This window comes from Roseofilum sp. Guam, assembly GCF_017746735.1.
Lineage (GTDB): Bacteria > Cyanobacteriota > Cyanobacteriia > Cyanobacteriales > Desertifilaceae > Roseofilum > Roseofilum reptotaenium.
Genome location: NZ_JAGHZN010000040.1, coordinates 22679 through 48684, shown reverse-complemented (window position 1 = coordinate 48684; position 26006 = coordinate 22679). Strand labels below are relative to the sequence as shown.

Here is a 26006-nt window from a genome sequence, read left to right as displayed (position 1 = left end):
ATTCTACGCCATAAACGAGATAATCGCGAGCGGGATCGCTTTCAGCCATGGGCGCTCCATCAGGTTCGGGGTAAATAATGGGACTTTTTAGGGAAGTTGGGTTCATGGTTGGCTGGAGGTTAAGGGACTATGGGACTATTCATCTTCTGATAGTTGCTTCATAAACTCTTCTATGTCCGCTGCTGCTTCCTCTAGGGTAGCCTCATCAATAGCCTCTGGTTCTTGAAACTGATGCTTACTCAAGGGGTCGGACTTTTGGGCAGAAGATTGGGGAATTTTACCGGTTTTTAGGGTTTCTCCCAATTGATGCAGGGAGTGCTGAAATTGTTGTTCGGCATGGGTGTGGGGGTCTTGTGGATGTTGATTCATAAGGGTAAAAAGAATACGCTAGGTTCGGTTGATGCCACCATACTTAAGTTTTTCTTCTGTTATAACTCACTGAATCGTCTGAACCCCGAAGCGTTGTAAAATCAAGGTCAAACGAGTTAGTGAATTACAGAAGCCGGAGCAAAACATGAGCGAGTTTGATTACGATTTGATCATTATTGGTGCTGGAGTCGGTGGACATGGGGCAGCTCTCCATGCTGTGAGTTGTGGGCTGAAAACGGCAATTGTAGAAGCAGCAGATATGGGGGGAACCTGTGTTAACCGAGGATGCATCCCTTCTAAAGCTCTGTTAGCGGCTTCTGGACGAGTGCGGGAATTACAGGATGCGGATCATTTGAAGGATTTGGGGATTCAAGTGGGTGGCGTGAGTTTTGAGCGTCAAGCGATCGCCGATCATGCCAATACTTTAGTCGATAAAATCCAATCTGACCTGACGAATAGTCTCAAACGGCTGAAGGTTGATATTCTACGCGGTTGGGGTAAGGTGGCAGCTCCCCAGAAGGTGACGGTGGAAAATGAGGGAGACTTGAAGACGTTTACCGCCAAGGATATTATTGTGGCTCCGGGTTCGGTTCCCTTTGTGCCCCCAGGAATTCAGATCGATCATAAAACGGTGTTTACCAGCGATGATTCGGTGCGTTTGGAGTCTTTGCCCCCCTGGATTGCAGTCATTGGCAGTGGCTATATTGGTTTAGAGTTTACGGATGTGTATACGGCGTTGGGGTGTGAGGTGACGCTCATTGAAGCGTTGGATAAGTTGATGCCAACGTTCGATCCCGATATTGCTAAACAAGCGCAACGGGTTCTCATTTCTCCTCGTGATATTGAAACTCGTGTGGGGATGTTGGCGATGAAAGTTACGCCTGGATCTCCGGTAACAATTGAGTTGGCGGATGCAAAGACGAAGGAAGTTAAAGAAGTTTTAGAAGTGGATGCTTGCTTGGTGGCAACGGGACGTGTTCCTACAGCGAAGAATATGGGCTTAGAATCGGTGGGAGTAGAGTTGGATCGACGCGGTTTTATTCCCGTTGACGATACGATGGCGGTATTGTCGGCTGGGGAAAAGGTTCCCCATCTTTGGGCGATCGGGGATGCGACGGGTAAGATGATGTTAGCCCATGCTGCTTCGGCTCAAGGAATTGTGGCAGTAGAAAATATGTGCGATCGTCCGCGTACCATTGATTATCGCTCGATTCCAGCGGCGGCGTTTACTCACCCGGAAATTAGTTACGTGGGATTGAGCGAACCGCAAGCGAAGGAACTTGCTGAAACGGAAGGTTTTGAGATTGCTACTGCTCGCTCTTATTTTAAGGGAAATTCTAAGGCGATCGCCGAAGGCGAGACGGAAGGCATGGCTAAATTGATCTACCGTAAGGATAATGGGGAAGTTCTCGGTGTTCATATTATCGGCCCCCATGCGGCAGATTTGATCCATGAAGCATCCGCAGCAATAGCGAAACGGGAATCTGTCCACACCCTTGCTCATTTAGTCCATACCCATCCGACACTCTCAGAAGTTCTTGATGAAGCGTACAAGCGCGCAGTCGGTTAAATAGTACCTTATATTTAGGAGAAATGCTTAGGAGAGTTGATACTCACCTGACCATTTCTCTACTGATTGCCTAGCGTTAAACGTTACATAGAGAATATAGCATTTTAGAAGTACTCTCTCCCTTTCCTGTCTAGAAAATCCCTCTCCCCAACAATGCTGCGCTTAACCATTGGCTCTAAGCCAATTGTCTCTCAGGGAGAGCTTGTAGCAAACATTTAAAAATTTGATATCATATTAAGGGGTAAATAGAACCTCCAATTATCTAGACTATTAGTAAAGTAGGTTACGCTCAACTACACCACATTACGCCATAATTCAACCTTAACCTCTACTTACTAAGCTGAAGACAATCGGAAGTCCTCCCGTTGCATAGGAGACTGGATATGAAAGTCAATCTGCGTTTAGTTTTAATTGTTCCCTTTGTCCTCCAGATTTTTACGGTTGTCGGATTGACGGGATGGCTCTCATTACGCAATGGACAAAAAACTGTAGAAAATTTGGTTACTCAGTTACAGCGAGAAACCGGCGATCGCATTCAACAACACCTGAAGAGTTATTTGCGGACACCTTATCTGGTCAATCAAAATATTTTAGATGCCATAGATTTAGGTTACCTGAATATAGACAATCCTCGCAGTATGGAACGCTATTTCTGGAAACAAATTCATAATTTTCCCCGTGTAAGCTATATCCTAGTAGGTAATGAAGAGGGAGAATTTTATGGATGGGAGCGGCTGCATGAAGGCGGCTTTAATATTGATATTTCCGATACTTTAACCGGTTATGCCATGAACACCTATGCAACCGATAAGCAAGGTAGACGAACCGAAGAATTATTGCATTCCAATCCAGACTACGATCCCCGTCTTCGTCCTTGGTATGTTGCTCCTGCAACTGAAAAACGATCGACTTGGAGTGATATTTATACTTACTTTACATATCCTCGTTTAGCTCTTACCATTGGAACTCCTATTTATGACCAAGAAAATCAGTTGAAAGGAGTGATTGGTACCAATCTGATCTTATTGGATATTAACCAATTCCTTAGTCAGTTGGAAATTGGTCAGTCTGGACAAGCATTTATTTTAGAACGATCTGGATTTTTAGTTGCAACTTCAACTGAAGAAGCCCTTTTTCTACCTTCTACTGGAAAGGAGGAGTTAAAACGCTTGATGGCAACGAATAGTCAAGATTTTATGACCCAAGAAACGACCCATTTCTTAACCCGTAATTTTGGTGATTTATCGAATATTAGTCAAGGCAAAAAACTGTTTTTCAAGATTGATGGGGAACGAAACTTTGTAGATGTAATTCCTTATCAAGATGAGTTTGGGTTAGATTGGTTGATTGTGATTGTGGTTCCAGAATCCGATTTCATGAGGCAAATCAATACCAATACCCGGACAACTATTTGGCTTTGTTTCGCTGCATTAGGGATAGCAACACTCTTAGGAATTTATACGTCTCGTTGGATTTCTCAACCAGTTTTACGTCTAGTCGAATCATCCGAAGCCATGGCTCAAGGTAATTTATCTCAGCAAGTGAAGGGAGGACATATTACTGAATTAAAAATTTTAGCCCAAACCTTTAATCAAATGGCAGTTCAGTTAAAAGAATCCTTTAAGACTCTAGAGCAACGAGTAGAAAAACGGACAACAGCCTTACGCTTGAGTCAAGAACGTTTACATTTAGTAAATGAAAGTGTAAATGATGGGATTTGGGACTGGAAGATTACTTTAAATGAGGTTTATTTGTCTCCCCGTTGGAAAAAGATGTTAGGCTATGATGACTGCGAAATTCCTAATCAATTTTCCTCCTGGGAAAATTTGGTTCATCCAGAGGATTTACCGAATGCAAAACAGGTGATTCAAGACCATTTACAAACCACCACAGAAACCTTTCATTTGGAATTTCGTATGCGACAGAAACAGGGAGATTATATTTGGATTTTATCTCGTGCTAAAGTCGTAGAACGAGACAGCAGTGGTCAACCTCTGCGGATGGTGGGGTCTCATACAGATATTAGCGCTCGCAAACATGCTGAACTCGAATTACACGCGGCTAAAGACATGGCCGATAGTGCCAACCGAGCGAAAAGCGAATTTCTAGCTAATATGAGCCACGAATTACGCACTCCCCTCAATGGCATTCTTGGCTATGCTCAGATTATGAATCGTAGCCAAGATCTGAATCAACATCGTAAGGGAGTGGATGTCATCGAACAAGCCGGTTCCCATTTGTTAACCCTGATTAATGATATCCTCGACCTGGCAAAAATTGAAGCCAGAAAAATGGAACTATTTCCTAAAGATTTACACTTTCTTTCCTTTTTAGTGGGAGTGGCAGAAATTGCACGGGTGCGAGCTGAAAACAAAGGAATTACTCTCGAATTCATGCCAGACGAGAGATTGCCGATAGGGATTAAAGTGGATGAAAAACGCCTGCGGCAATTATTGCTTAATCTCTTGGGGAATGCGATTAAATTCACGGATCAGGGGACGGTGACTTTTTCAGTATCTAATCTACAGAGAACAGTAGACAATCAGGCAAAAATTTGCTTCACCGTCCAAGATACAGGGGTGGGGATGAGTGAGGAACAAATAGAAAAAATATTTTTACCCTTTGAGCAAGTTGGTTCTAGATCACGGCGTTCAGAAGGAACGGGCTTAGGATTAAGCATTTGTCGTCAAATTGCCGAAATGATGAGCAGTGAAATTCAGGTTACTAGTACATTAGGCATGGGAAGTAGATTCTGGTTTGAAGTCGAGTTTCCGATTTCTGAGGAATGGGTTAGCTCTGGAGTTCATTTATCCCAAGGAAAAATTATCGGATATACTGGAGATCCAACCACTATCCTTATTGTTGACGATTATCCAGTCAATCGGGTGGTGGTTTCGGAAGTATTAACGCCATTAGATTTTAGGATACTCGAAGCCTCCAATGGACGAGAGGGGTTAGAACAAGTCGAACAGGGACATCCTGACTTAGTCATTACAGATATTGTGATGCCAGAGATGGATGGATATGACTTCACTCGCAGGGTTCGGGAGTCCTATTCCCAACAGTTGCCGATTATTGCCGCTAGTGCCAGTGTATCACTGAACGATCAAAGTTTAGCGATCGCCGCTGGCTGTAATGACTTCCTAGAAAAACCTGTGGATATGGAAAAACTGTTCATTGTCTTGCAGAAGTATCTCCATATGCAATGGATTTATGAATCAACTGAATCCGTAAAGGTTACGGAACAAGTAGAGATTATTATTCCCAAAAGTGATGAATTAGTTAAGCTTTATAAAATGGCAAAAATTGGAGATATTGTAGGCATTGAGCAAGAAGCACAACGGTTAAAAGAGGTCGATCCAGCCTATCACGGATTTTGCGATCGCATCCTCACCTTAGCGGCTGAATTTGAAGACAAAATGATTATCCAGCTTATTAATTCTGCCCCCAGTTAGCTATCTAATCTCATCTTTATAGGTCTGATGATGAAAGTCAATTTGCGTTTCGTTTTAATTATTCCCTTTGTCCTCCAGATTTTTGTGGTTGTTGGATTAACGGGATGGCTCTCGTTACGCAATGGACAAGAGGCCGTGAATGATGTCGCTACTCAATTACGGAGTGAACTGGCTAAACGAATTGTGCAGCAGTTAAATACGTATTTAAATACGCCCCATTTGGTGAATATAATCAATCGTGAAGCCGTTACTCTAGATCTCATCAATCTAGAGGATATTTCGGGTTTAGAGCGCTACTTTTTCTCTCAGATACATCAGTTTGAAACGGTGAGTTATATTTCCTTAGGAACTGAGCAGCGAGAATATGTAGGAATACAAAGAAAAGCCGATCGGACTTTTGTTCTAGAAGTGTCTGATCGAAGGACAGATTATCATTTTGAAACTTGGACGTTGGATAGAAAAGGTCAACGCTTAGATCGGGTGAATCGGATACCAGACTACGATCCCCGAAAACGGGAATGGTACCAAACCGCCTATCGTGCTGGAAAAGGAGTTTGGACAGAAATTTACACTTTGTTTTCGACCAAAGAATTAGCCTTAACTGCCGATCTTCCTCTCTACGATCAACAAGGACAGTTCATCGGAGTCACCGCTGCCGACCTGATATTAACTGACATTAGTAATTTTCTGCAAAACTTAGAGATTGGCAAAACAGGACAAGCTTTTATTATCGAACGTTCAGGTCAATTGGTTGCCACCTCTACCCACGAAAAGCTATTTCGTCAAGAAGGAGAAGAAGTTGAACGCTTAAATGTGGGGGAAAGCAGCGATGTCTTAACCCATGCAACTGCTCAGTACCTTTTAAAAGAATTTACTGATTTTAAAAATATCAAAACCTTAGAACAATTAGACTTTGATCGCGAACAACAACGACAATTCTTACAAGTTTTTCCTTATCAAGATGAGTTTGGATTGGATTGGTTAATTGTAATTGTGGTTCCAGAATCGGATTTTATGGCCCAAATTCAAGCCAGTAGACGAACCACGATTTTATTGTGTCTTGGAGCATTAGGACTGGCTATTGTTTTGGGATGGTATACGTCTCGGTGGATTGCTCAACCGATTTTAAGACTGTCTCAATCCTCAGAAGCGATGTCAGAAGGCAATTTAGATCAGCAAGTTTCTGGAGGTGCGATCGCTGAACTGAAGAGGCTTGCCAAAGCATTCAACCGCATGGCAACTGAACTGAGAGCTTCTTTTAGTCAACTGGAACAGCGAGTGGCTGAACGGACATTCGAGCTATCTGAAGCAAAAGAAATAGCCGATAGTGCCAACCAAGCCAAAAGTGAATTTTTGGCCAATATGAGTCATGAATTGCGTACTCCTCTCAATGGCATCCTCGGCTATGTTCAGATTATGCATCGTGCTGAGGATCTCAATGAACATCGTAAGGGAGTAGATGTCATTGAACAGGCGGGTTCTCATCTATTAACCCTCATTAATGATATCCTCGACCTGGCCAAAATTGAAGCCAAAAAAATGCAACTCTTTCCTAAAGAGTTGCACTTGCCTTCTTTTTTAGTTGGAGTCGTGGAAATTGCACGAGTGCGAGGCAAAACAAAAGGCATTATCCTCAATTTTGCAGCGGATGAAAATTTACCCACAGGAATTAAAGCCGATGAAAAACGTCTGCGTCAAATCTTACTTAATCTTTTAGGCAATGCGATTAAATTTACCGACCAAGGCAATGTAATATTTTCGGTAACCTCTCTTCCAGAAGATGATCCTCAGATGGCTAATCTACGCTTTGAAATTGAAGATACAGGCGTTGGGATGAGTCAAGAACAGGTGAATACAATCTTCCTCCCTTTTGAGCAAGTGGGTTCTACTTCTCGGAGATCGCAAGGTACGGGATTAGGATTAACCATTTGCAGTCAAATTGTGAGGCTGATGGGAAGTCGTATTCAGGTGGAGAGTCACTTAGGTATCGGAAGTAAATTCTGGTTTGAAGTTACCCTACCCCGTTCAGAGGAATGGAGCAGTCGTGCAACGCATTTGGAACAGGGTAAGATTATCGGTTACAGTGGAGAGTCCAAAACTATCCTCATTGTTGACGATCATGAAGTGAATCGAATTGTAGTCGTGGAAGTGTTAAATCCGTTAGGGTTTAGGATGCTTCAAGCATCCAATGGACGAGAAGGATTAGAACAGGTGCAACAGGAGCATCCGGATTTGGTGATTACCGATATTGTGATGCCAGAAATGGATGGATATGTCTTGGCGACGAGTATTCGGGATTCTTATTCCAAAGAATTGCCGATTATCGCGGCTAGCGCTAGTGTATCACTGGCCGATCAAAGTTGGGCGATCGCCGCTGGCTGTAATGATTTTCTAGAAAAACCTATCGATTTAGAGAAGTTATTCATTCTTTTAGAAAAATATTTGCAATTCACCTGGATCTATGAACAGAAAAAAAATACAAAAGACTCGGTTCAGCAAGACCTGATTTTTCCAACACAAGAAGAATTAAGTGTTTTATGGAACGCGACTAAAATTGGTGATATTCAAGCGATAGAAGAAGAAGCTCAACGACTGAAATCTAAAGACCCAAAGTATCAGGCTTTTGGCGATCGCATCCTAGAGTTAGCCGCAGAATTTGACGATACAGGGATGATGGAGTTACTACAAAGCAGTTATACAGACCCTGATTAATGGTAATAGGCTTGCTTTACAATAGGCAATATCGCATTTGGATTGTCGGAGTCATTCCTTCCCTTGACAATGTTCCTAGGATCTGTGCAACACTATGGGCTTATGGTCTTTTTTCCTTAATCTTCCATGCATATTCGCCGTCGTCCCCCTAGTCCCACCTTTTCGATCTCTCACCTGCAATATCAAGTGAGTGTACCCGGTAGCGAACCCCGCAATATTCTGGAAAAAATTGTCTGGCACAAGGAAACGGAAGTGCAAGGACAACGGGAAAAAGTCTCATTAAGCGACTTGAAACGGCGCATAGAAACGGTTGCTCCCCCCAAAGATTTTCTCGCGGCACTCCGTGAGGGGAAAACCCAACCGGCGGTCATTGCTGAAGTAAAAAAAGCATCGCCCTCTAAAGGAGTCATCCGGGAAAACTTTGATCCGGTGGCGATCGCCCAATCCTACGAACAAGGCGGAGCTAGTTGTTTATCTGTGTTAACCGATCGGAAATTTTTCCAAGGCAGCTTTGAAAACTTGGCTAAAGTTCGCGCTGCCGTTGATTTACCCCTCTTGTGTAAAGAATTTATTATTTATCCGTACCAAATTTATCAAGCGCGAGTTCATGGAGCCGATGCAGTTCTCCTAATTGCTGCCATTCTCTCGGATCAAGACCTGAAATACTTTAGCAAAATCATTCATGTCCTGGGTATGACTGCCTTAATTGAAGTTCACTCCCTAGAGGAACTCGACCGGGTATTATCCTTAGAATCAGTAAAATTAATTGGTATTAATAACCGCAACTTAGAAGATTTTACGGTAGACCTGAAAACGACAGAAAACCTCTACAACGATCGCCGAGAAACCCTGCAAAATCGGAATATTCTGCTGGTGAGTGAATCCGGACTTCATACCCGTGCAGACCTACAATTTGTCGCCTCTGCGGGCGCTCAAGCTGTCCTTATTGGAGAATCATTAGTCAAACAAGATGACCCCCAAGAGGCACTCGCCGCCCTCTTTCCTGAAAAACATCAACTACAATAACCAAACAACCTGGGATCTCCATCCCATTTCATACACCTCTTTTTCCTCGATCAACTCAACTATGCAGCCTATTCCGGTTCCCTCTCATGTTCACTATGAACTTCTCCTACAACTTCTAGAGCGTCAAACTTGGGTAGCCGTTGAAGGCCAATCTGTCCAACGAGAGCAAGTCCACCAACTGATTGCTACCCTGCGTAAAGCCCTTGCCCAACAGCGTCAACTCGAACAAAGTTGCGAACGCTCCAACTTACCTGTAGAGTATCGTTGGTCTCTAAACGAAAGTATTCCTGAAGAGCGCTAATGGCTAAACCTGATATATAGCGCTTTGCACTAGCCAATAGGCAATCGGTAATGGGTAATAGTTAATAGGGGGAATCGATAAGTATAAGATACTTCTTATTGCTTATTATCTATTGCTGTTTGCCCTTCTATTCCCATTGTGATCTAGATCGATAGTGTTGTCTCTAGATTGGGTTAAAATAAGGTTAAGGGGTTCAATAATTGTCAATGCAAACCGTCTATCCATGTTAAAACCAGGAACTTTAGTACAGGTTCTCTATCCAGATTATGCAGCCGGTGCATTAGGATATCTCAAAGCCGAAGAAGCAAAAGGACGGTGGATTGTGCAACTGATCCAAAACCCCATTGAAGACCCCAATGAACTCCTTCTCCTATCTTTAGAAGAATCCGAATTTCAAGTGGTTTATCCCCAACCCCCATAACAAACATCTTTTAACATCCGTTAAGGAGCCAGTGATGAAAGAACAATTTTTATATCCCCGCAGCTATTACCACGGTAAATTTACCCCCGACAATCTAGTTTTTAATGCCAATTTACAAGAATTTGCCCAAAAAGTCAGTTTCATCAGCGCTTTAGAGAGCAATGGCAAACTTAGCCCTCTCGAATCCTACAACCGCATCAAAAACTTGTGGGAAGATTTAAACCGCATCAGTCAAGAATTAGATATTCAAGATTTACCTTAAATAAGCAAGTAGGGGCGAAAAACTTTTTGCCCCTACAACAATGACTTTGTCTAGCGTCGGTCTGTTTATACCAGACGAGAGTAGTATTCCACAACCAGTAGCTCATTCACTTGTAGAGCGACCCATTCGCGTTGAATTACGCCATTGACTTTAGCGCTCATTTTGGCTTTGTCAAACTCCAAATGGCTGGGAATGTTGGCTAAACCAGGATATTGCAGGTTAGCTTCTACCAGTTTACGGGAGCGATCGCGGTCTCTGACCCCAATTTCTTCACCCGGTCTACACTGGTAACTGGCAATGCTCACCGGACGACCATTAACCGTTACATGCCCATGGTTGACTAACTGGCGAGCTGCGGGAATGGTAGGAGCCATGCCCAACCGAAATACCGTATTATCCAAACGCATTTCCAGCAGTTGCAGCAGCACTTGTCCGGTGGAACCCGTGATCCGACGAGCTTTTTTCACATAGCGCAGAAGCTGCTTTTCACTTAAACCATAGTTAAAACGCAACTTTTGCTTCTCCTCTAGACGGATAGCATACTCTGACTTCTTCTTCCGAGCCTGACCATGTTGACCAGGGGGGTATGCCCGTCGAGGAGTTTTACGAGTCAAACCAGGTAAGTCCCCCAAGCGCCGGGTTACCCGTAAGCGCGGGCCTCGGTATCGTGACATCGAATTTCCTCTATTCTTCTATTTTTACACAGACTTACTATTATACTCCTCAGAAGAATTTACTGTCAACACTTCTGACCACTGCGTAGCACTCCTTATTTTTTCGGCAATACATGCCGAATGCCCCCTCGATTTCCTCCTGCATCCTTTCGGTAGCGAGGGATAATATGAATCGTTGCATGTCCCATTTTTTGACCAGCCGCAGGATTGACATTCATCCCCACATTAAACCCATCGGGCTGAAATTCTTTCCTTAATATCTCTTGCACTTTATTCGCCATAAACCAACACGCTGATTGTTCCTTAAACGGCAACTCAAAATAATTGGTAATATGACGTTTGGGCACAATCAAGACATGTCCCTTACTCACCGGATAACCGTCAAACATAGCATAGGCCGTAGCCGATTCAGTAAGCAACCTTAAACTTTTGCGCGGATTGCAAAAAATACAGCGATTGTCTGAATGTCGTTGATGATTATAGTGAACATACTCATAGATTTCGCAAGACTCATCGATATAAATCGACTGAAATGGCAGCTTTACAATACATTGATAAGTTGGTTTTTGATGTACATAATGTTGCCGAAAGCCCTCTCTTCTAACATCCCGTCTGACAGCATAATAGACTTTTCCGCCCGGTTTTAAGAGATAAGAGACTTCCATCATTGCTGGAAAAGACAAGAATTTACGGTCAATTGCAGTGAGATGGCTGTATTTATTGGTTTGCTTTTTCATGGATAGGGAATGAGTAATAAGTGCTGAGTTATTGGACATCTTACCCATCTCCGTGTCCCCGTGTCCCCGTGTCTCCCCATCTCCCCACTCCCCATTACCAAAGTGAAGCGCTGTATGATTGAATGTCTAGGGAAACAGATCGGGAGTATTCTGGATTTTGGCTACGGAATTACGAAGCTATGTTTTTATTGATAACTTGCAACCGCAGCACGCTGCCTATATTGGTACGGTGTCTCTGGGATTTCTACCTCTACCGGGAGATACATCACTATGGGTTGAGGTTGCCCCAGGTATTGAAGTTAATCGGATTACGGATGTAGCACTGAAGGCGACACGGGTGCGCCCAGCAGTGCAGTTTGTAGAGCGACTCTATGGACTGTTAGAGATTCATTCGAGTAGCCAGGGGGAAACACGGGAAGCAGGACAGGCGATTTTAGATGCATTAGGAGTAACAGAGCGCGATCGCCTGAAACCCCGAGTTGTTTCTAGCCAAATTATCCGCAATATTGACCCCCATCAAACCCAACTGATTAACCGTAACCGTCGCGGACAGATGATTTTATCAGGGCAAACCCTCTATGTGTTGGAGGTACAGCCGGCAGCCTATGCAGCCCTAGCCGCCAATGAGTCAGAAAAGGCGGCACTGATTAATATTTTGCAAGTGCAAGCGGTAGGGCTTTTTGGTCGTCTCTATCTGGGAGGTGAAGAACGGGATATCCTGGCAGCCTCTGAAGCAGCATTGAGGGCAATGGAAAATATTTCTGGACGAGACAACCCTCCCCCCAATGCCAAATAAGTAATTTAAGGAAGTTGTTATGGCCAATTCTGAACATTTAGCAGTATTTTATCGTGGTCTCCCAACCTGGCATAAGTGGAGAACGGCTAATCCAAAGATTACCCCAGATCTGAGTGAGACGGATTTGGGGGGTTATCGACTTCCAGGAATTGATTTAGAGGGGGTGGATTTAAGACAGGTGAATCTATCGCGCACTGAACTGGAAGGGGCGAATTTGCATCAGGCTTCTTTGAGTGGGGCGATCGCCTCGTGTGCTCTGTTAACTTCGGCTTGCTTAACTCAAAGTCAAGCCATAGGCACACAGTTCAAAGACGCTGATTTAAGGACAGCCGATTTAAGCGGTGCCAATCTCACGGGCGCGGATTTAAGCGGTGCCAATTTAGAAGGGGCAAATCTGCGAGGCACTTCCTTGAGTGGTGCGAATCTTATGAGAGCTAATTTTAAAGATGCGGATTTAAGTGATACCAATTTACGGCGCGCTAACTTAAGTTATGCCAATTGTTTAGACGCTAACCTCAGTGAAGCTGTTCTGAGCAATGCGGTTTTACATCACACCGAGTTGATTAATACTTATCTTCATCGAGCAGATTTAAGGGAAGCGAATTTAAGTGAGGCTCATTTAGCAGGCGCTTTTTTATGGGGCGCAAATCTACGGAATGCAGATTTGTATCACACGGATTTAAGATGGACAAATTTAACCCGCGCTCATTTAATTCGCGCTCAGTTGAAGGATGCCTATTTGCAAGGAGCAATTTTGAATTCAACAGAGCTGAAAAGACCTTCTCCCTAAATCCATGATTACATCTCCTTATCCCCCCATCATCCATTGATTTATGTCGAACTCGCCTTACTCTTGGCTCTCTCACTCTTTAGAAACTATTCATCGAGCCAACTGGTATCGCTCTGTGCAACCCTTGGAGGGTTTACCCGGGCCGATCGCCCGGCTCAAGGGTCAGGAAGTGCTGAATTTTGCCAGTAACAACTATTTGGGGTTAGCGGGCGATTGCCGTTTAATCCAAGCCGCTACTGCTGCTCTCGAACAATATGGTACGGGCAGCACCGGATCTCGGCTCACCAGTGGTCATCGGGGCTTACATCAGCAGTTAGAAGCCTCTATTGCTCGACTCAAACAAACAGAAGATGCTCTCGTCTTCAGTTCGGGATATTTAGCCAACCTGGGGGCGATCGCTGCCCTAGCTGGGCCACGCGATCTCATACTTTGTGATGAATATAACCATTCCAGCTTAAAAAATGGGGCTATCCTCAGTAAAGCTACGGTATTAACCTATAGCCATGGAAAGGTTGAAGCGTTAACCGAGAAACTGAAAGAATACCGACAGACCTATCGGCGATCGCTCATTATCAGCGATAGCGTCTTTAGTATGGATGGCGATCTTGCGCCCCTACCTCAATTATTAGACATTGCCCAAACCTATGACAGTATGCTGCTTATCGACGAAGCTCATGCCACTGGAGTCTTTGGCAGTAGTGGAGCCGGTTTAGTCGAACATTTTCAACTGGATAAACCTGAACTGATCCAAGTAGGAACCCTGAGCAAAGCGATCGGTAGTTTAGGCGGATATGTAGCCGGTCGTTCCGTCGCGATCGACTATCTCCGCAACCGCGCCCCCAGTTGGATTTATACCACCGGTCTCAGTCCAGCCGATACCGCAGCCGCCCAAACAGCGATCGAGATGATTCAAACCGAACCCCAGCACCGAGAACAGCTTTGGCACAATATCAGGTATTTCCAAGATCTCCTCGCTCGTCACTGTCCTCATCTCACCCCTATTGCCTTAGAATCCCCGATTATTTGCTTACCCCTAGAGAATCCTCAACACGCTCTAGACTTATCAGAATATTTAAAAACTCAAGGCATTTTTGTCCCTGCCATTCGCCCTCCCACTGTACCCACCAGTCGTATCCGCATTTCTCTCATGGCAACTCATCAGCCAGAACATCTAGAAGCATTAATTGAGGGGATGATCAAGTGTGGTTAATTATTGCGATTTTGCCGTTTGTTGTTTGGCTTTCCAAATGGTGTAGATCAACAGAGCCGTTGCACCAGCAGCGTAGCCATAGCCACTGGGAATACCCGAAAAAGCGAGAGCAAGAGAGCCGACCCAGAGGGTCAGGGCATAGATAAACAAAACCGTTAACCGATGGGATAAGCCCGCATTCAGGAGGCGGTGATGGAGGTGGCGCTTATCGGCGATAAACGGCGATCGCCCATTGAGCAGGCGATCGACAATGACGGCTGACATATCCAATAGGGGAACAGCCAAGATCAGATAGGGTAACAATACTGCCGTTACTGCCGTGGTTTTCACCAATCCAATCACGCCCACCCCTGCCAGGGTAAAGCCCATAAAATAGGCTCCCCCATCCCCCATAAAAATCTGGGCAGGATTGAAATTATAGCGGAGAAAACCAAGCGCTCCACCCGCTAGAGCAGCCGCAATCAAAGCAGCAGCCGATTGATCCATAAACAAGCTCACAATCAGCATCACCACTGCCGCGATACCACAGACTCCGGCAGCCAAACCATCTAAGCCATCAATCCAGTTAATAGCATTGACCATGCCCACTAACCACAAAATGGTAATCGGAATACTGAGCCAATCCGGCAGAGTCACTAATCCCATCAAGGGAATGCTTAAAAAGTTGATTTGTACGCCCACCTGCCATGCACCGAGGGCAACCACCACTTGCATAAACAAGCGGGAGAATGGGGACAAACTAAAGAGATCGTCGGCTAAACCGATCGCAAAAAAGGCTAAACCGCCAATGGTTACCCCCCACACTTCGTATTCTTTATCGGGGGGTAAAATTCCAAATCCGCCCGCCCACCAGACAATTAATAGAGCAGTGAGCGTACCCAGAAAAATCGAAACTCCTCCCAAGCGCACCATAGGTCGGGAGTGAACTTTGCGTCCATTGGGATTATCAACTTTCCCACTTTTCAAGCCAAGATGCTTGACGATGGGGGTACTCCCAAGGACAACCAAAGTGGATACAATGAAGGCAATCAGATGGTACATCTGTAAAGGCATCTGAAATTCTGTGGATAAGACCGAGAGCAGAGTCAAGGGTTTAATTAGGTAGGAGGTCTACTAGGGTTCTACTACATTTCAGACATCATTCATTACAGATGTCAAGGGGATGGGGAATAGGTAATAGGCAATAGGCAATAGGTCATAGGCAATAGGCTATTTTCCCATCCTCCCTATTTCCCTCATCACACCAGGGCAGGAGTCCGAATTTCCAGGTGAGGATAGAGGGGGAAGCGATCGCACAGAGTGGCCACTCTTTGTTTACACTCTTGACGAATTGCTTCATCCTCTGGATTGATGAGCAAGTCACTCATAATATTGCCAATTTCCGTAAACTCTGCTTCTCCCATGCCCCGCGTGGTCATTGCAGGAGAGCCTAAGCGCAGCCCACTGGTGACAAAGGGCGATTCGGGATCGAAGGGAACGGTATTTTTATTGGCAGTAATATTAACCGTACTGACCAATTGATCGGCCTGTTTACCGGTCATGTTAACAGAGCGCAGATCCACCAGCATTAAATGGTTATCTGTACCTCCAGAAACGATTTTCAGCCCTCGGTTTTGTAGTTGTTTGGCTAGAGCTGTTGCGTTTTTGATCACTTGCCCAGAATAGTCCTTAAACGCTGGTTGTAAGGCTTCTCCAAAGGCTACTGCTTTAGCCGCAATCACATGCTCTAGGGGACCCCCTTGGGTTCCAGGGAAGACCGCTTTATTGAAGGCTTTGCCCAATTTATTATCATTGGTCATAATTAATCCACCCCTGGGGCCGCGCAGGGTTTTGTGGGTGGTGGTGGTAACCACATGGCAATGGGGAAGGGGGTTGGGGTGGTGTCCCGTCGCAACTAAACCGGCAATGTGGGCAATATCAGCCAGTAAGTAAGCTCCAATTTCATCGGCGATCGCCCGGAATTTTTCAAAGTCTATAATTCTCGGGTAGGCAGAATAGCCACAGATAATCAGTTTGGGTTTATGCTCTAGGGCAATTTCCCGAATTTTGTCAAAATCCAGGCGTTCAGTTTCCTGATTTACCCCATATTGGACAACCTTAAACCATTTACCCGAGACATTCACCGGCGATCCATGGGTTAAATGACCACCATGGGAGAGATCCATACCTAAAATGGTATCTCCAGGTTCTAGCAGGGCGAGGAAGACAGCAAAATTCGCTTGGGCACCAGAATGGGGTTGGACATTGACATTCGCCGCACCAAAGAGCTGCTTGGCTCGGTCAATGGCTAGTTGTTCGATTTGGTCCACAAATTCACAGCCCCCGTAATAGCGCTTCTGGGGTAGTCCTTCTGCATATTTATTCGTCAGCACTGAGCCTTGGGCTGCCATAACCGCAGGTGAAGCGAAGTTCTCACTGGCAATAAGTTCCAAGTGTTCCCGCTGCCGTCCCAGTTCTTTCTGTAGCAATTCGGTAACGGTGGGGTCAGTTTGGTTTAACAAGTCTAGGTTGGATAGATTCGTTTGACTCACGGGTTGTGTTTCCTCTTATGGGCACAATGATCTAGTTTAGTCCCAAGAAGAGGGAATAGGGAATAGGGGGTAGGGGCATGGGGAATAGGTCATAAATGAATCACTCCCCCTTTCCCAAGGAATTAAAATAGGTGTACGGACAATAAAAGAATTCATCTAACCTCCCATTACCCATTACCGATTCCATTATGAACACTTACCCAGATGACAGTAGCCAATCTTCACAGCTCGATACCCATTACGACACCACCCTGGATGTCAATTCAGACTCAAATTTCAACCATGAGCATTATGACCCCAATTCAGACCAGTCCTCGGTTGTCGGACATCCAGCCGAGGAAATGAACTACTGGCATCAGCAGCAAGATGATTATAGTTGTGGGATTGCCGTGCAGCAATCGGCGATCGAGCATCTTACCCATCACCCTTACTCAGAAGCGCAACTGAGCCACTATGCCGAACAGCGAGGTTGGTACGACGCTGCCCACGGAACCCATAGTGAGGACTTTGGCAAACTTTTGGCAAATCAGGCGCAAGTTCCCGTAGAGAGCCATCTAGGGGCAAATTTAGGGGAAATTACCACGAAATTAAACCAGGGTGAAGAGGTTTTTGTCGGAGTTAGTTCTGCCGTCGAATGGTTACCAGAAGTGATTGACCCTCATTTACTCGCAGGAGAACCCGCCGACCATATTGTACAAGTGATTGGTGTAGAACCTAAACCGGAAATCGCACCACCGACCCATGTCATTCTCAATGATTCGACTTCACCGGAAGGGCGCGGTGTTAAAATTCCAATCGAGCAATTTCAAGTCGCCATGGATGCCAGTCATGATTATATGGCATCTACAGAAATGCACAATCAACCGTCTTGGTTTACGAGCCATTTAGGAAACGCTGAATCTATGACCTTTGGCTGTAAAATCACCTCTTATTCATCAGATCACACAGTTTATCTAGATGGATATCAAGTTGGCAAGTATAAAGGTAATAGTTTCTATTGGAAAAATGGCAATGTTGCCGGGAATTGGAATTGTAATAACCATCATGCCTACACCGCTAACGGACAAGATTTAGGCTATGCCAAAACCTGGAACGATGCCGCCTTGTTAATCTACAAGCAAAATAAGTAAAAATAAAAAACAATCCACCGTAGGGGCGGGTTATACCCAAATCTAGAAATCTCACCCATAACTTCCCTAAACCCGCCCCACCCTTTCGCTAAAATTTCGTTTGTAGTGAGGGCTTTAGCCCTCTCCAGCTTTAAGCACTAAAGTGCTTACACCAAACAAAGCTCTATTTTAGGTGAAACAGTCCACTACAAAATTATCGGAGGAAATCATCATGAAATCACTACCTGGAAAACAAGGATTAGTGCAAAAATTTGGAAATTGGGCTAAATCTGTTGTCTTTCCCACTAAAGCCATAATCGATAACCGAACAGAAAATACTGAAATCATGGCTGCCAATCAACGGCAGATTGCGGAACAGCAACAAAAAATCCAATTGGAAGGTTTGAAATTACAATATGTCCTGCAAGAGCAACGGCGCGAACATGAAGCCGAGCAAGCAACATTATCGCGGGAATTTCAAGCCGCACAAGCCCAACTCTCTAGGGAACATCAAGAAGCGCTGACTCGATATATTCAAGACTCCGAAAACCGCCGGTTAGCCTCGCGCATCGAACACGAACGGTGGCTAGAGGGGCAACGGCAACAATTGCAACAGGAACTGCAAAAAAAACAGCAGGAATTTAGCTTGTTTATGGCGTTCTTGACGGCTAAAATTAATCGAGATAACGATCAAGAGCGGCGCATTCTGGATACCCAACCTTGGCGCACTCCGCCGAAACCGTTGATGCAATATTACGAGCAATATCGAAACCGTTTGCCGATTCCTCCTTTGGTGGTGGTTTCGCCTCCGGATGTGGAATTTGACCGCTATCCGAATGCAGGTTCTGGACTGCCGAGAATGGCGAATGATATTGAGGATGAATTGAGCAATTTTCTCGAATGCCATTATCCGGAAGGGGACTCGGAACGCCCGGCAAAACCGATTACAGGACTCTGGGATACGAACCGGATGAAGGGTGACACGGCAGTGCTGTCGTTGCACTATCTGTTTTCGGCTGTGCCGACGATTATTTTAGAGTCGAAAGTTTCTGGAGATTTGCTCAATTTTTCCCTGTTTTCCTGGGATGCGGGACAACCGGATTGGCAGAAAGAATCGATTTTATTCCAGTTTTCCCATAAAGAGTTTATTTATGATGCGCAGCGAGAGTTGGCGCGGGAGTGGCAGCAAAAGAAAGGGAAACTCACAGAAGCGGAGGTTAAAGAAGCCATAAGTGATGCTAAAGAAAATGAAATTGACGAGTTTAACTTAGCGAAATTGCTCAGAGAAGAAAAACGTATAGCCTCAAATTCCAAAGTTGCAGTCGAGTATCGCCCTACGACTTCCGGTATTATGCGGCTGAAAAAATATCTCAGCCGATTCCATTGTCTTGCGGCAGGGATGGCGCTGGATGACTATCATTTACTGCGTCATGGCACTGCGCCGAAAATGCCGGAGTTGCTGGCTGAGTTTATCGAGGGGATGTCTGACTATGAGGTGCAACCGCTTTTGGAAGCTGTCCTGACTCACTACCAAGCGTTGATAGAAAAGTCGGGTGAAGTGGGGTTTGATGTGCCGGGTTTGCTGTTGGATGTGGCTTTGGCGTTCTCCAATTTACCCGATTCTAGCCCGACGCAGCAGTTGATGGAAGCATCTATTGCCCGTTGGCTTTCCCAGCGCCAACTTCCGGTTACGGGTGAAGCGCTGGAGACTCTGGGGAGTGCCCTGAATATTGCCGATGAGGGGTATGTGGCGAAGTTGAATCAGTGTTTGTCGGTGCTGGGAGACTCGCGAAAACTCGATATTGCCCAGTCGTGCCACCATCGCGGGGTGAAACGGTTGGAAGCGCAAGATTATGAGGGGGCGCGGTATGATTTTGAGCAAACGATTACTCTGGCTCCTCGTGCCATGGCTTATTATTACCGTGCCTTAGCTTATCAGGGGTTGGGAGAACTCCAGCAGGCAATGACGGATTTGGATAAGGCTGTGACACTACAATGGGACAACGCTAACTTTCATGAGGCGCGGGGGGATGTTTATCGGAATTTGAAGGATGTGGAGATGGCACTGGCGAATTATGCGGAAGCGGTAGAGAGGGGTTCTCAGAGTGCGGCGCGGAAGTATGAGGAGTTACAACGGTGGCGGGCGGATGAGCGGCGGAGGGCGAAGGAAGCGGAGGAAGCCAGGAAACGAGAGGAGGCGGAGCAGAGGAGACGGGAGGAGGAGCGACGGAAGGCGCTGAATATTCCGATTCCGGTTACTTCGACTTCGCTCAGTAACCTTACTTTGGAGTTGGTGTATGTGGAGGGGGGGACCTTCCAGATGGGAAGTACAGGAAACGCTAATGAGCAACCGGTTCACGCGGTAACTGTACCGGAGTTTCGTATGGGTAAGTATCCGATAACTCAGGCTCAGTATGAGGCGGTGATGGGGACTAATCCATCTTCTTTCAAGGGAGCTAACCGTCCTGTGGAGTGCGTGAGCTGGCATGATGCTCAGGAATTTTGTCAGAAGCTTTCAGAACTGATAGGGCAACCGGTGCGGCTGCCGAGCGAGGCGGAATGGGAGTATGCAGCCCGTGGTGGCAACCGGAGTCAGGGTTATGAGTATGCGGGCAGCAATAATCTGGATGAGGTGGCGTGGCATTATGGTAATTCGGGCAGGCAAACCCATGATGTAAAAACGAAAAAGGCGAATGAGTTGGGCATCCATGATATGAGTGGAAATGTTTGGGAATGGTGCGCGGATGAGTGGCATAGCAACTATACAGGCGCACCTAACGATGGGAGTATATGGTCAAATAGTGATGAAAAAATTCAACAAAAAAACCGGCTGCTTCGGGGGGGTTCTTGGGTCAACCATTCTGATTATTGTCGCTCTCGGTGTCGCTTCTCGGATGCGGCGGACGATAGGTTCAGCTACCTCGGCCCCGGTTTTCGCGTGGTATGTCCCTTGGCGATGACGACCTAGCCCTTTTCTCTTTATTCCTTTTTTCCTTTACACTTCTTTACTTTTTTTTCTTTCTTCCGCCGAAGGCGGAATTTTTTTCAAAAATCACCCGATGAACGAACTATCGATTATCCAGAAAACCTACGATCTGATTAAATGGTATGTACCCATTCTCAATCGCCTGCCCCACACTCACAAGTTCCTCCTCGGAGACCGCACGATCGCGGGGCTGTACGATTTACTAGAGAACTTGATTATAGCACAATATGAGTCGGAAAAACTGAAACTTCTCATTCCCCTGAACAGTCGGCTACAAATTTTGCGCTATCAAACCCGCCTACTGCGAGATTTTGACTTAATTTCGGTTCAACGCTATGAGTATGTGGGAGGGTTGATGAATGAAATTGGCAAGGAATTGGGCGGTTGGATTAAACAACAGCAACGACGAGAGAAAAATTCATGAAACGCTATGGTTATCTTGGGTCAGATATTGTGGAGTTCAGTAACTTGCTGCAAGCGGCACGACAAGCCCAACGAGGCAAGCGATTTAAGGATTCTGTACTAGAGTTTAATTATCACTTGGAACAGAATTTAGCGCAACTGAAACAGGAGTTACAAAACCGCACCTACGAGCCGGGAGAGTACAACACCTTTTACATCATGGAACCGAAGAAGCGGATGATTTCTGCGGCTCCCTATCGAGACCGAGTGGTTCACCATGCCTTGTGTAATGTTATTGTACCGTTATTCGATCGCTCCTTTATTTCTGACTCCTATGCCAATCGTGTGGGCTTTGGCACTCACCGCGCCCTCAAGCGCTTTACCAAGTTTGCCCGGTCTCATAATTATGTTTTACAATGCGATATTCAAAAATACTTTCCTAGTATTGACCACGAAATACTGAAGTCTTTAATCCGCAAAAAAATCAAATGTCCGGATACGCTCTGGCTCATCGATACCATTATTGACCATAGCAATGAACAACCGGTTGCTATTCACCATTTTCCAGGAGATGATTTACTCTCTCCTCTGGCGCGGAGAAGAGGATTACCGATTGGGAATTTAACCAGCCAGTTTTTTGCTAACATCTATCTGAATGGCTTTGACCACTTTGTGAAAGAACAACTCAGGGCTAAGTCCTATGTTCGCTATGTGGATGATTTTGCTCTGTTCTCGAATGACCGCGAATTTCTCAGGGAAGCGAGAGAGAAAATTGAAGAGTATTTAGTACAATTGCGGCTAAAAATCCATCCGATTAAAAGTCAAATGTTTTCGACTCGCCATGGAGCAAACTTTTTAGGCTTTCGTATTTTTCCCGACTCTATTCGGGTTCGCAATGAAAACCTCAGACGAGCAAGACGGCGATGGCGAACGTTACAAAATGACTACGCTGAAGGTAAAATAGATATGGACTCTATTCAACGGTCTTGGCAAAGCTGGTGCGCCCATCTGGAGTATGGCGATACCTGGCGATTGCGTCAACAGATATTTGCTTCGCTGGTTTTTTCCAGGGAGTAAAGAAGGGGTAGGCAACTCCGGCTGCTTCGGGGGGGTTCTTGGAACAACAATTCTGATAATTGTCGCTCTCGGTATCGCAACTCGAATGCGGCGGACAATAGGAACAACAACACCGGTTTTCGCGTGGTATGTCCCTTGGCGATTACTCTTCGCAATCAGAACTTATTCATGGGAATGAATGGGGCGTATTTCTGAAGAGTCAAGACCTATTCCTGGGATGTTCGCGAGAGCATCCGAAAATAAACCGGCGTTGGGCAGCTTAGTAGGTGATGTTCGCGAATATGACTCGAAAGGCTGTCCAATTCCACTCTTTTGTAATTTCCTAGTGGGGTGGGGCGGGTTTAGGGGATTGATTGGTGGGTGTTTTAGATTTGGGTATAACCCGCCCCTACGGGGAATTTGTGATAAAATTAAATCTGTTTAGTAACGTTGATTGCCTAACTATATTACTTCAGCAAATCAAGGAAAAACTAGACCAATTCAATGATGAACAGTTAAACCCAATTACTGATTTTATCCATGCAATTAAGGCTGAAGATCGTCATCCTACCGGACAGAATCGCACATTGATTATTTGTATAAAGAATAATATTATTTTTAATTTTTAATTGAAGTACAGAGTGCTGTGGCTAAGGGTTCCGAAAGCTCAATAGGCATAAAATACCCTTGAGGATACAAATAATCTTCGCCAGATTCATCAATCACACGAATCATATCCTGCAAATTGGCGTGCCGATCTGGAAGAGTTTGATAAATTTTCCGTAATTCCAAAGAAGCCGGATAACCTTGATTATTAATGCACACTACAAATTCCATAAACTAAATTTACTCCAAAATATATTTAATCTTGATTTCTTTTTTACCGATCCCATGAGCTTCATACCAGTGCAATTCAGCTTCACAGATGGTTCCATTCTCTAACTCAATAGTAGCAATTCCCTTTAACTTACGCCAGCGACCCGATCCATAAACTTTTCGCAACCGTTCAATCTCTCGAATAGAGTTTCCAACGGCAATAATTTCAATACTTTTAATTTCCCCAAATATCTCAAAGTTCACTTCAGTAATTTATCTTGCAGATTCGACCAAATATCTCGATTAATTTGCTCGGACAGATTTTCTGCGTCTGTTTCACATAACTGGCTACGGTTCCTGATGATTTCTAGTTCCAGATAATCTAAGAATTTTGTCATTCGATCCTGACTGATTAAATTGCGATCGATCTTGACCACAATATCTTCATTCTCAAGTGTTATTTCATATAAGGATTTGTTACTCATCCAAACCTCTGGCTAGATTTAGTGACCAGCGATCGCATCCTGGGAAAACGAATCCATGATGCTCGTTTAGTTGCGGTGATGATTTCTTATCATATCACCCATATTCTCACGTTTAATCTTAGTGATTTTATCACTAAATCCACCCTTGTGGTGGTAGATCCCCATTACCAGTGATAAAGATTTATTAGTTTTATTAGAATATCAGCAAATTCCAATTATGACTGTCAAGTTAGCAATGACAGAGTGGGACTGAGAATTTCCGATTGTATTACCCATTGGTAATATTAAGCTCTGTATCGTTGGGCACGGTTTACTTTAAGAATCACTTACAATATAAGGTAAAGGCATTTGCCACATCAAATTTTTGGGAGATTGAGTCATGTTAGTCATTATGATGGACGATCGGATTATTTCACCAAAAACGGTTTGCCAAAGCTGTTGCTGGGCGGATCACAGTGGTGAACCTCGTTGGAGACAGGGAAATTTGACCTGTGGTCATCCTTTGGCAAAAAGCGATCACCACATACCGAATCAGTATGAATGTCAAATGGGATTCCGCATCGCCCAAATTAGTTAGAATTTGACTTTCATCCCTCAATGGGTAACCCAACACTATCCTTAAGTAGAACTTCAGTAAATTTTAGGGCGCTGACTTGCGGCTCAGGCTTTGTAAGCCTTGACGGGCGGTTTCTTGTTCTGGCTCTAGTTTTAAGGCTTCTTGAAAGGCTTCAGCCGCATCCGCATCTCGACCGGCTTTTTGTAACATTACGCCTAAAGCTGCCCAGACACTGGCATTTTGGGGGGCAAGACGTACAGCTTGAGCGTAGGAATAAATAGCTCTTTCGTATTGACCGAGGGAACCATAGGTTACGGCTTGATTGTACCAGCCCAGGAATGAGGTTTCATCTAGGGCGATCGCCTCTTGTGCCGATTTTAAGGCGCGATCGTACTCGGTCAGATACCATAAGGCTACACTGCGATTAGCCCATCCATCGGCATTCTCTGGCTCGTAGCGTAGGGCTTGATCGTAGGCTCCTACTGATTCTACATAACGTTCGGCCGATCGCAACACCCTCCCCCGATTAAGCCACGCTTGCACATAATTCGGTTGCAGTTGCAGAGCGCGACCAATCGAGTCTAAACTTTGCCCATAGTCTTCTAAATACCAGAGCGTTACCCCTCGACTATTCCACGCTTCGGCAAAATCTGGACGAAACCCCACAGCGCGGTTAGCTGCAACTAACCCTTGTTCGAGTTGTCCTTGTTGAGTATAGGCAATTGTGAGTTGATTCCAAGCTCCCGCAACGCCCATATCTCCCCATCTTCCATCACCTTTGAGTGCCGCTTCACACGCTTTGATGGCTTCTTCATGGCGTTTGAGTTTATTCAACGTTTCGCATTGCAGGACGAGAGCCAACGTAGAATCAGCTTGTAGGGAAAGGGCTTGAGTGTAGGAATTGAGCGCTTCTAAATCTCGCCCCATCTCATTTAGCGCCATTCCCTGTTGAATCCAAGCCTGTAGATTTTGGGGATTATTATTTAAAGCTAGATCGTAAGCGGCGATCGCCCCTTCTGCCAACTCACTCTGATTTAAAGCAACCCCTAAATATTGCCACGCCAGGGTTTCCGACTCATGTTCCCAGTTATCATTGATCTCAATCGCCGTTTGACAAGCGGCAATAGCATCCTGATATTGTTCCAACTCTAGCAGCGCCCCACATTTATAGGTTAAAACCAAGGAAGACTCTGGTTCTAAATTTAAGGCGCGATCGTATGACGTTACTGCATTTTGATACTCTTCTAGAGCCATCAGAATCAAACCGCGCTGATACCAAGCGATGACGGGATTTTCCTGTCCCCAATTCGTATCTAAGCGCAGCGCTTCTTCACACGCTTCTAGAGCGTCTTCATAGCGCCCTAACTTCAATAAAGCCTGGCAGCGATAGGTAAACGCGCGGGAAAACTTGGATTCTAGACGAGTAGCTGTATTTGCCGAGGCAATGGCTTCAGCATAGCGATTCTGTTGTAGTAAAATACGACTGCGATCGGCCCACACTTGAGAATCTTTTGGTCTCATCAACAGTGCCTGCTCGCACGCTTCCAGCATTTTGCCCGCATCTTCATCCACCGACAAATTACATAAATTCGCCCAATAGTCAAAATCCGCCAGTTGACGAAAAGGATCGAGAAATTCCAGTTGTGCATTCACCCGACTGGGAAAACCGCAGAGCATTCCCAGCACTACCCCAGAAAGAGAAATCCAAAATCTTCGTTTACTGCTCACGTTCATCAAACTCC

27 protein-coding genes are annotated in these 26006 nt (G+C 45.1%); 18 read left to right on the top strand and 9 right to left on the bottom strand.

What is annotated here, in order from left to right; all coding sequences use genetic code 11:
* Positions 1 to 135: 135 nt before the first annotated feature.
* Complete coding sequence (locus tag J7529_RS16405; RefSeq protein WP_271942697.1) at positions 136 to 369, bottom strand: hypothetical protein; 234 nt, start codon at positions 367 to 369, stop codon at positions 136 to 138.
* A 145-nt stretch (positions 370 to 514) separates the two neighbouring features.
* On the opposite strand from J7529_RS16405, the gene lpdA reads away from it, so the two are divergent.
* From lpdA to J7529_RS16370, 7 genes are all read left to right on the top strand, one after another.
* Positions 515 to 1939 (top strand): dihydrolipoyl dehydrogenase, encoded by a 1425-nt coding sequence (gene lpdA / locus J7529_RS16400; protein ID WP_318729873.1) that lies wholly within the window; start codon positions 515 to 517, stop codon positions 1937 to 1939.
* 383 nt (positions 1940 to 2322) lie between these two features.
* Positions 2323 to 5394, top strand: coding sequence for an ATP-binding protein (locus J7529_RS16395; RefSeq protein ID WP_318729872.1), 3072 nt, complete (start codon positions 2323 to 2325; stop codon positions 5392 to 5394).
* Positions 5395 to 5421: 27 nt separating this feature from the next.
* Entirely contained in the window at positions 5422 to 8106 is a 2685-nt protein-coding gene (locus tag J7529_RS16390; protein ID WP_318729871.1) for an ATP-binding protein, read from the top strand.
* A gap of 126 nt (positions 8107 to 8232) precedes the next feature.
* Positions 8233 to 9132 carry an indole-3-glycerol phosphate synthase TrpC gene (gene trpC, locus J7529_RS16385; protein ID WP_318729870.1) on the top strand — a complete coding sequence of 300 codons (900 nt, stop codon included), beginning with the start codon at positions 8233 to 8235 and terminating at the stop codon, positions 9130 to 9132.
* A gap of 61 nt (positions 9133 to 9193) precedes the next feature.
* Positions 9194 to 9433: a DUF5340 domain-containing protein gene (locus tag J7529_RS16380; RefSeq protein ID WP_271942707.1), complete on the top strand. Its 240-nt coding sequence runs from the start codon at positions 9194 to 9196 to the stop codon at positions 9431 to 9433.
* 223 nt (positions 9434 to 9656) lie between these two features.
* Complete coding sequence (locus tag J7529_RS16375; protein WP_271942710.1) at positions 9657 to 9854, top strand: hypothetical protein; 198 nt, start codon at positions 9657 to 9659, stop codon at positions 9852 to 9854.
* Between the two features lie 34 nt (positions 9855 to 9888).
* Complete coding sequence (locus J7529_RS16370) at positions 9889 to 10116, top strand: hypothetical protein (protein ID WP_271942713.1); 228 nt, start codon at positions 9889 to 9891, stop codon at positions 10114 to 10116.
* A 65-nt stretch (positions 10117 to 10181) separates the two neighbouring features.
* Here J7529_RS16370 and rpsD read toward each other — a convergent pair whose 3' ends face one another.
* A complete protein-coding gene (gene rpsD, locus J7529_RS16365; protein WP_271942715.1) occupies positions 10182 to 10790 on the bottom strand; it encodes a 30S ribosomal protein S4 in 609 nt (202 codons plus the stop codon).
* Between the two features lie 95 nt (positions 10791 to 10885).
* Positions 10886 to 11527: an HIT family protein gene (locus J7529_RS16360; RefSeq protein ID WP_413038902.1), complete on the bottom strand. Its 642-nt coding sequence runs from the start codon at positions 11525 to 11527 to the stop codon at positions 10886 to 10888.
* A 157-nt stretch (positions 11528 to 11684) separates the two neighbouring features.
* Between J7529_RS16360 and J7529_RS16355 the strand changes: the two genes are divergently transcribed.
* The 3 genes from J7529_RS16355 to bioF are packed head-to-tail and all read left to right on the top strand — an operon-like array spanning position 11685 to position 14323.
* On the top strand, positions 11685 to 12323 hold the full coding sequence (locus J7529_RS16355; RefSeq protein WP_318729868.1) for a hypothetical protein: 639 nt from the start codon (positions 11685 to 11687) through the stop codon (positions 12321 to 12323).
* 19 nt (positions 12324 to 12342) lie between these two features.
* The gene (locus J7529_RS16350) at positions 12343 to 13113 is read left to right on the top strand and encodes a pentapeptide repeat-containing protein (protein ID WP_318729867.1); all 771 of its coding nucleotides are present in this window, start codon (positions 12343 to 12345) and stop codon (positions 13111 to 13113) included.
* 43 nt (positions 13114 to 13156) lie between these two features.
* Positions 13157 to 14323 (top strand): 8-amino-7-oxononanoate synthase, encoded by a 1167-nt coding sequence (bioF, locus tag J7529_RS16345; RefSeq protein WP_318729866.1) that lies wholly within the window; start codon positions 13157 to 13159, stop codon positions 14321 to 14323.
* Here the strand turns inward: bioF and J7529_RS16340 are convergent, their stop codons facing one another.
* Both J7529_RS16340 and glyA read right to left on the bottom strand, forming a co-directional pair.
* Positions 14324 to 15376 carry a glycosyltransferase family 4 protein gene (locus J7529_RS16340; protein WP_271942724.1) on the bottom strand — a complete coding sequence of 351 codons (1053 nt, stop codon included), beginning with the start codon at positions 15374 to 15376 and terminating at the stop codon, positions 14324 to 14326. It abuts the gene before it with no gap.
* A 185-nt stretch (positions 15377 to 15561) separates the two neighbouring features.
* Positions 15562 to 16854: a serine hydroxymethyltransferase gene (gene glyA / locus J7529_RS16335; protein ID WP_318729865.1), complete on the bottom strand. Its 1293-nt coding sequence runs from the start codon at positions 16852 to 16854 to the stop codon at positions 15562 to 15564.
* Between the two features lie 188 nt (positions 16855 to 17042).
* Here glyA and J7529_RS16330 point away from each other — a divergent pair, with 188 nt between their 5' ends.
* The 6 genes from J7529_RS16330 to J7529_RS16310 all read left to right on the top strand — a co-directional run bounded on the left by J7529_RS16330 (position 17043) and on the right by J7529_RS16310 (position 23036).
* Positions 17043 to 17984, top strand: a complete 942-nt coding sequence (locus J7529_RS16330; protein ID WP_318729864.1) for a hypothetical protein — start codon at positions 17043 to 17045, stop codon at positions 17982 to 17984.
* Between the two features lie 211 nt (positions 17985 to 18195).
* A complete protein-coding gene (locus J7529_RS16325) occupies positions 18196 to 20931 on the top strand; it encodes an SUMF1/EgtB/PvdO family nonheme iron enzyme (RefSeq protein ID WP_318729863.1) in 2736 nt (911 codons plus the stop codon).
* 91 nt (positions 20932 to 21022) lie between these two features.
* The gene (gene avd / locus J7529_RS16320) at positions 21023 to 21373 is read left to right on the top strand and encodes a diversity-generating retroelement protein Avd (protein ID WP_318729862.1); all 351 of its coding nucleotides are present in this window, start codon (positions 21023 to 21025) and stop codon (positions 21371 to 21373) included.
* Positions 21370 to 22428, top strand: coding sequence for an RNA-directed DNA polymerase (locus J7529_RS16315; RefSeq protein ID WP_318729861.1), 1059 nt, complete (start codon positions 21370 to 21372; stop codon positions 22426 to 22428). Before avd ends, J7529_RS16315 begins: the two co-directional genes overlap by 4 nt.
* A gap of 21 nt (positions 22429 to 22449) precedes the next feature.
* Complete coding sequence (locus J7529_RS24775; protein WP_413038901.1) at positions 22450 to 22623, top strand: hypothetical protein; 174 nt, start codon at positions 22450 to 22452, stop codon at positions 22621 to 22623.
* A gap of 161 nt (positions 22624 to 22784) precedes the next feature.
* Entirely contained in the window at positions 22785 to 23036 is a 252-nt protein-coding gene (locus J7529_RS16310) for a hypothetical protein (protein ID WP_318729860.1), read from the top strand.
* Here the strand turns inward: J7529_RS16310 and J7529_RS16305 are convergent.
* Genes J7529_RS16305 through J7529_RS16295 form a run of 3 tightly spaced genes read right to left on the bottom strand, consistent with a single transcriptional unit; the run spans position 23026 to position 23708 of the window.
* Entirely contained in the window at positions 23026 to 23244 is a 219-nt protein-coding gene (locus tag J7529_RS16305) for a hypothetical protein (protein WP_271942744.1), read from the bottom strand. The two genes, J7529_RS16310 and J7529_RS16305, sit on opposite strands and share 11 nt — an antisense overlap.
* A 9-nt stretch (positions 23245 to 23253) precedes the next feature.
* Positions 23254 to 23487, bottom strand: a complete 234-nt coding sequence (locus tag J7529_RS16300; protein WP_271942747.1) for a hypothetical protein — start codon at positions 23485 to 23487, stop codon at positions 23254 to 23256.
* Positions 23484 to 23708, bottom strand: a complete 225-nt coding sequence (locus tag J7529_RS16295) for a hypothetical protein (protein WP_318729859.1) — start codon at positions 23706 to 23708, stop codon at positions 23484 to 23486. Before J7529_RS16295 ends, J7529_RS16300 begins: the two co-directional genes overlap by 4 nt.
* 21 nt (positions 23709 to 23729) lie before the next feature.
* On the opposite strand from J7529_RS16295, the gene J7529_RS16290 reads away from it, so the two are divergent.
* Positions 23730 to 23882, top strand: coding sequence for a hypothetical protein (locus J7529_RS16290; RefSeq protein ID WP_318729858.1), 153 nt, complete (start codon positions 23730 to 23732; stop codon positions 23880 to 23882).
* 205 nt (positions 23883 to 24087) lie between these two features.
* The gene (locus J7529_RS16285; protein WP_318729857.1) at positions 24088 to 24285 is read left to right on the top strand and encodes a hypothetical protein; all 198 of its coding nucleotides are present in this window, start codon (positions 24088 to 24090) and stop codon (positions 24283 to 24285) included.
* A gap of 63 nt (positions 24286 to 24348) precedes the next feature.
* Here the strand turns inward: J7529_RS16285 and J7529_RS16280 are convergent, their stop codons facing one another.
* Positions 24349 to 25992 carry a tetratricopeptide repeat protein gene (locus J7529_RS16280; protein ID WP_318729856.1) on the bottom strand — a complete coding sequence of 548 codons (1644 nt, stop codon included), beginning with the start codon at positions 25990 to 25992 and terminating at the stop codon, positions 24349 to 24351.
* Positions 25993 to 26006 lie beyond the last annotated feature (14 nt).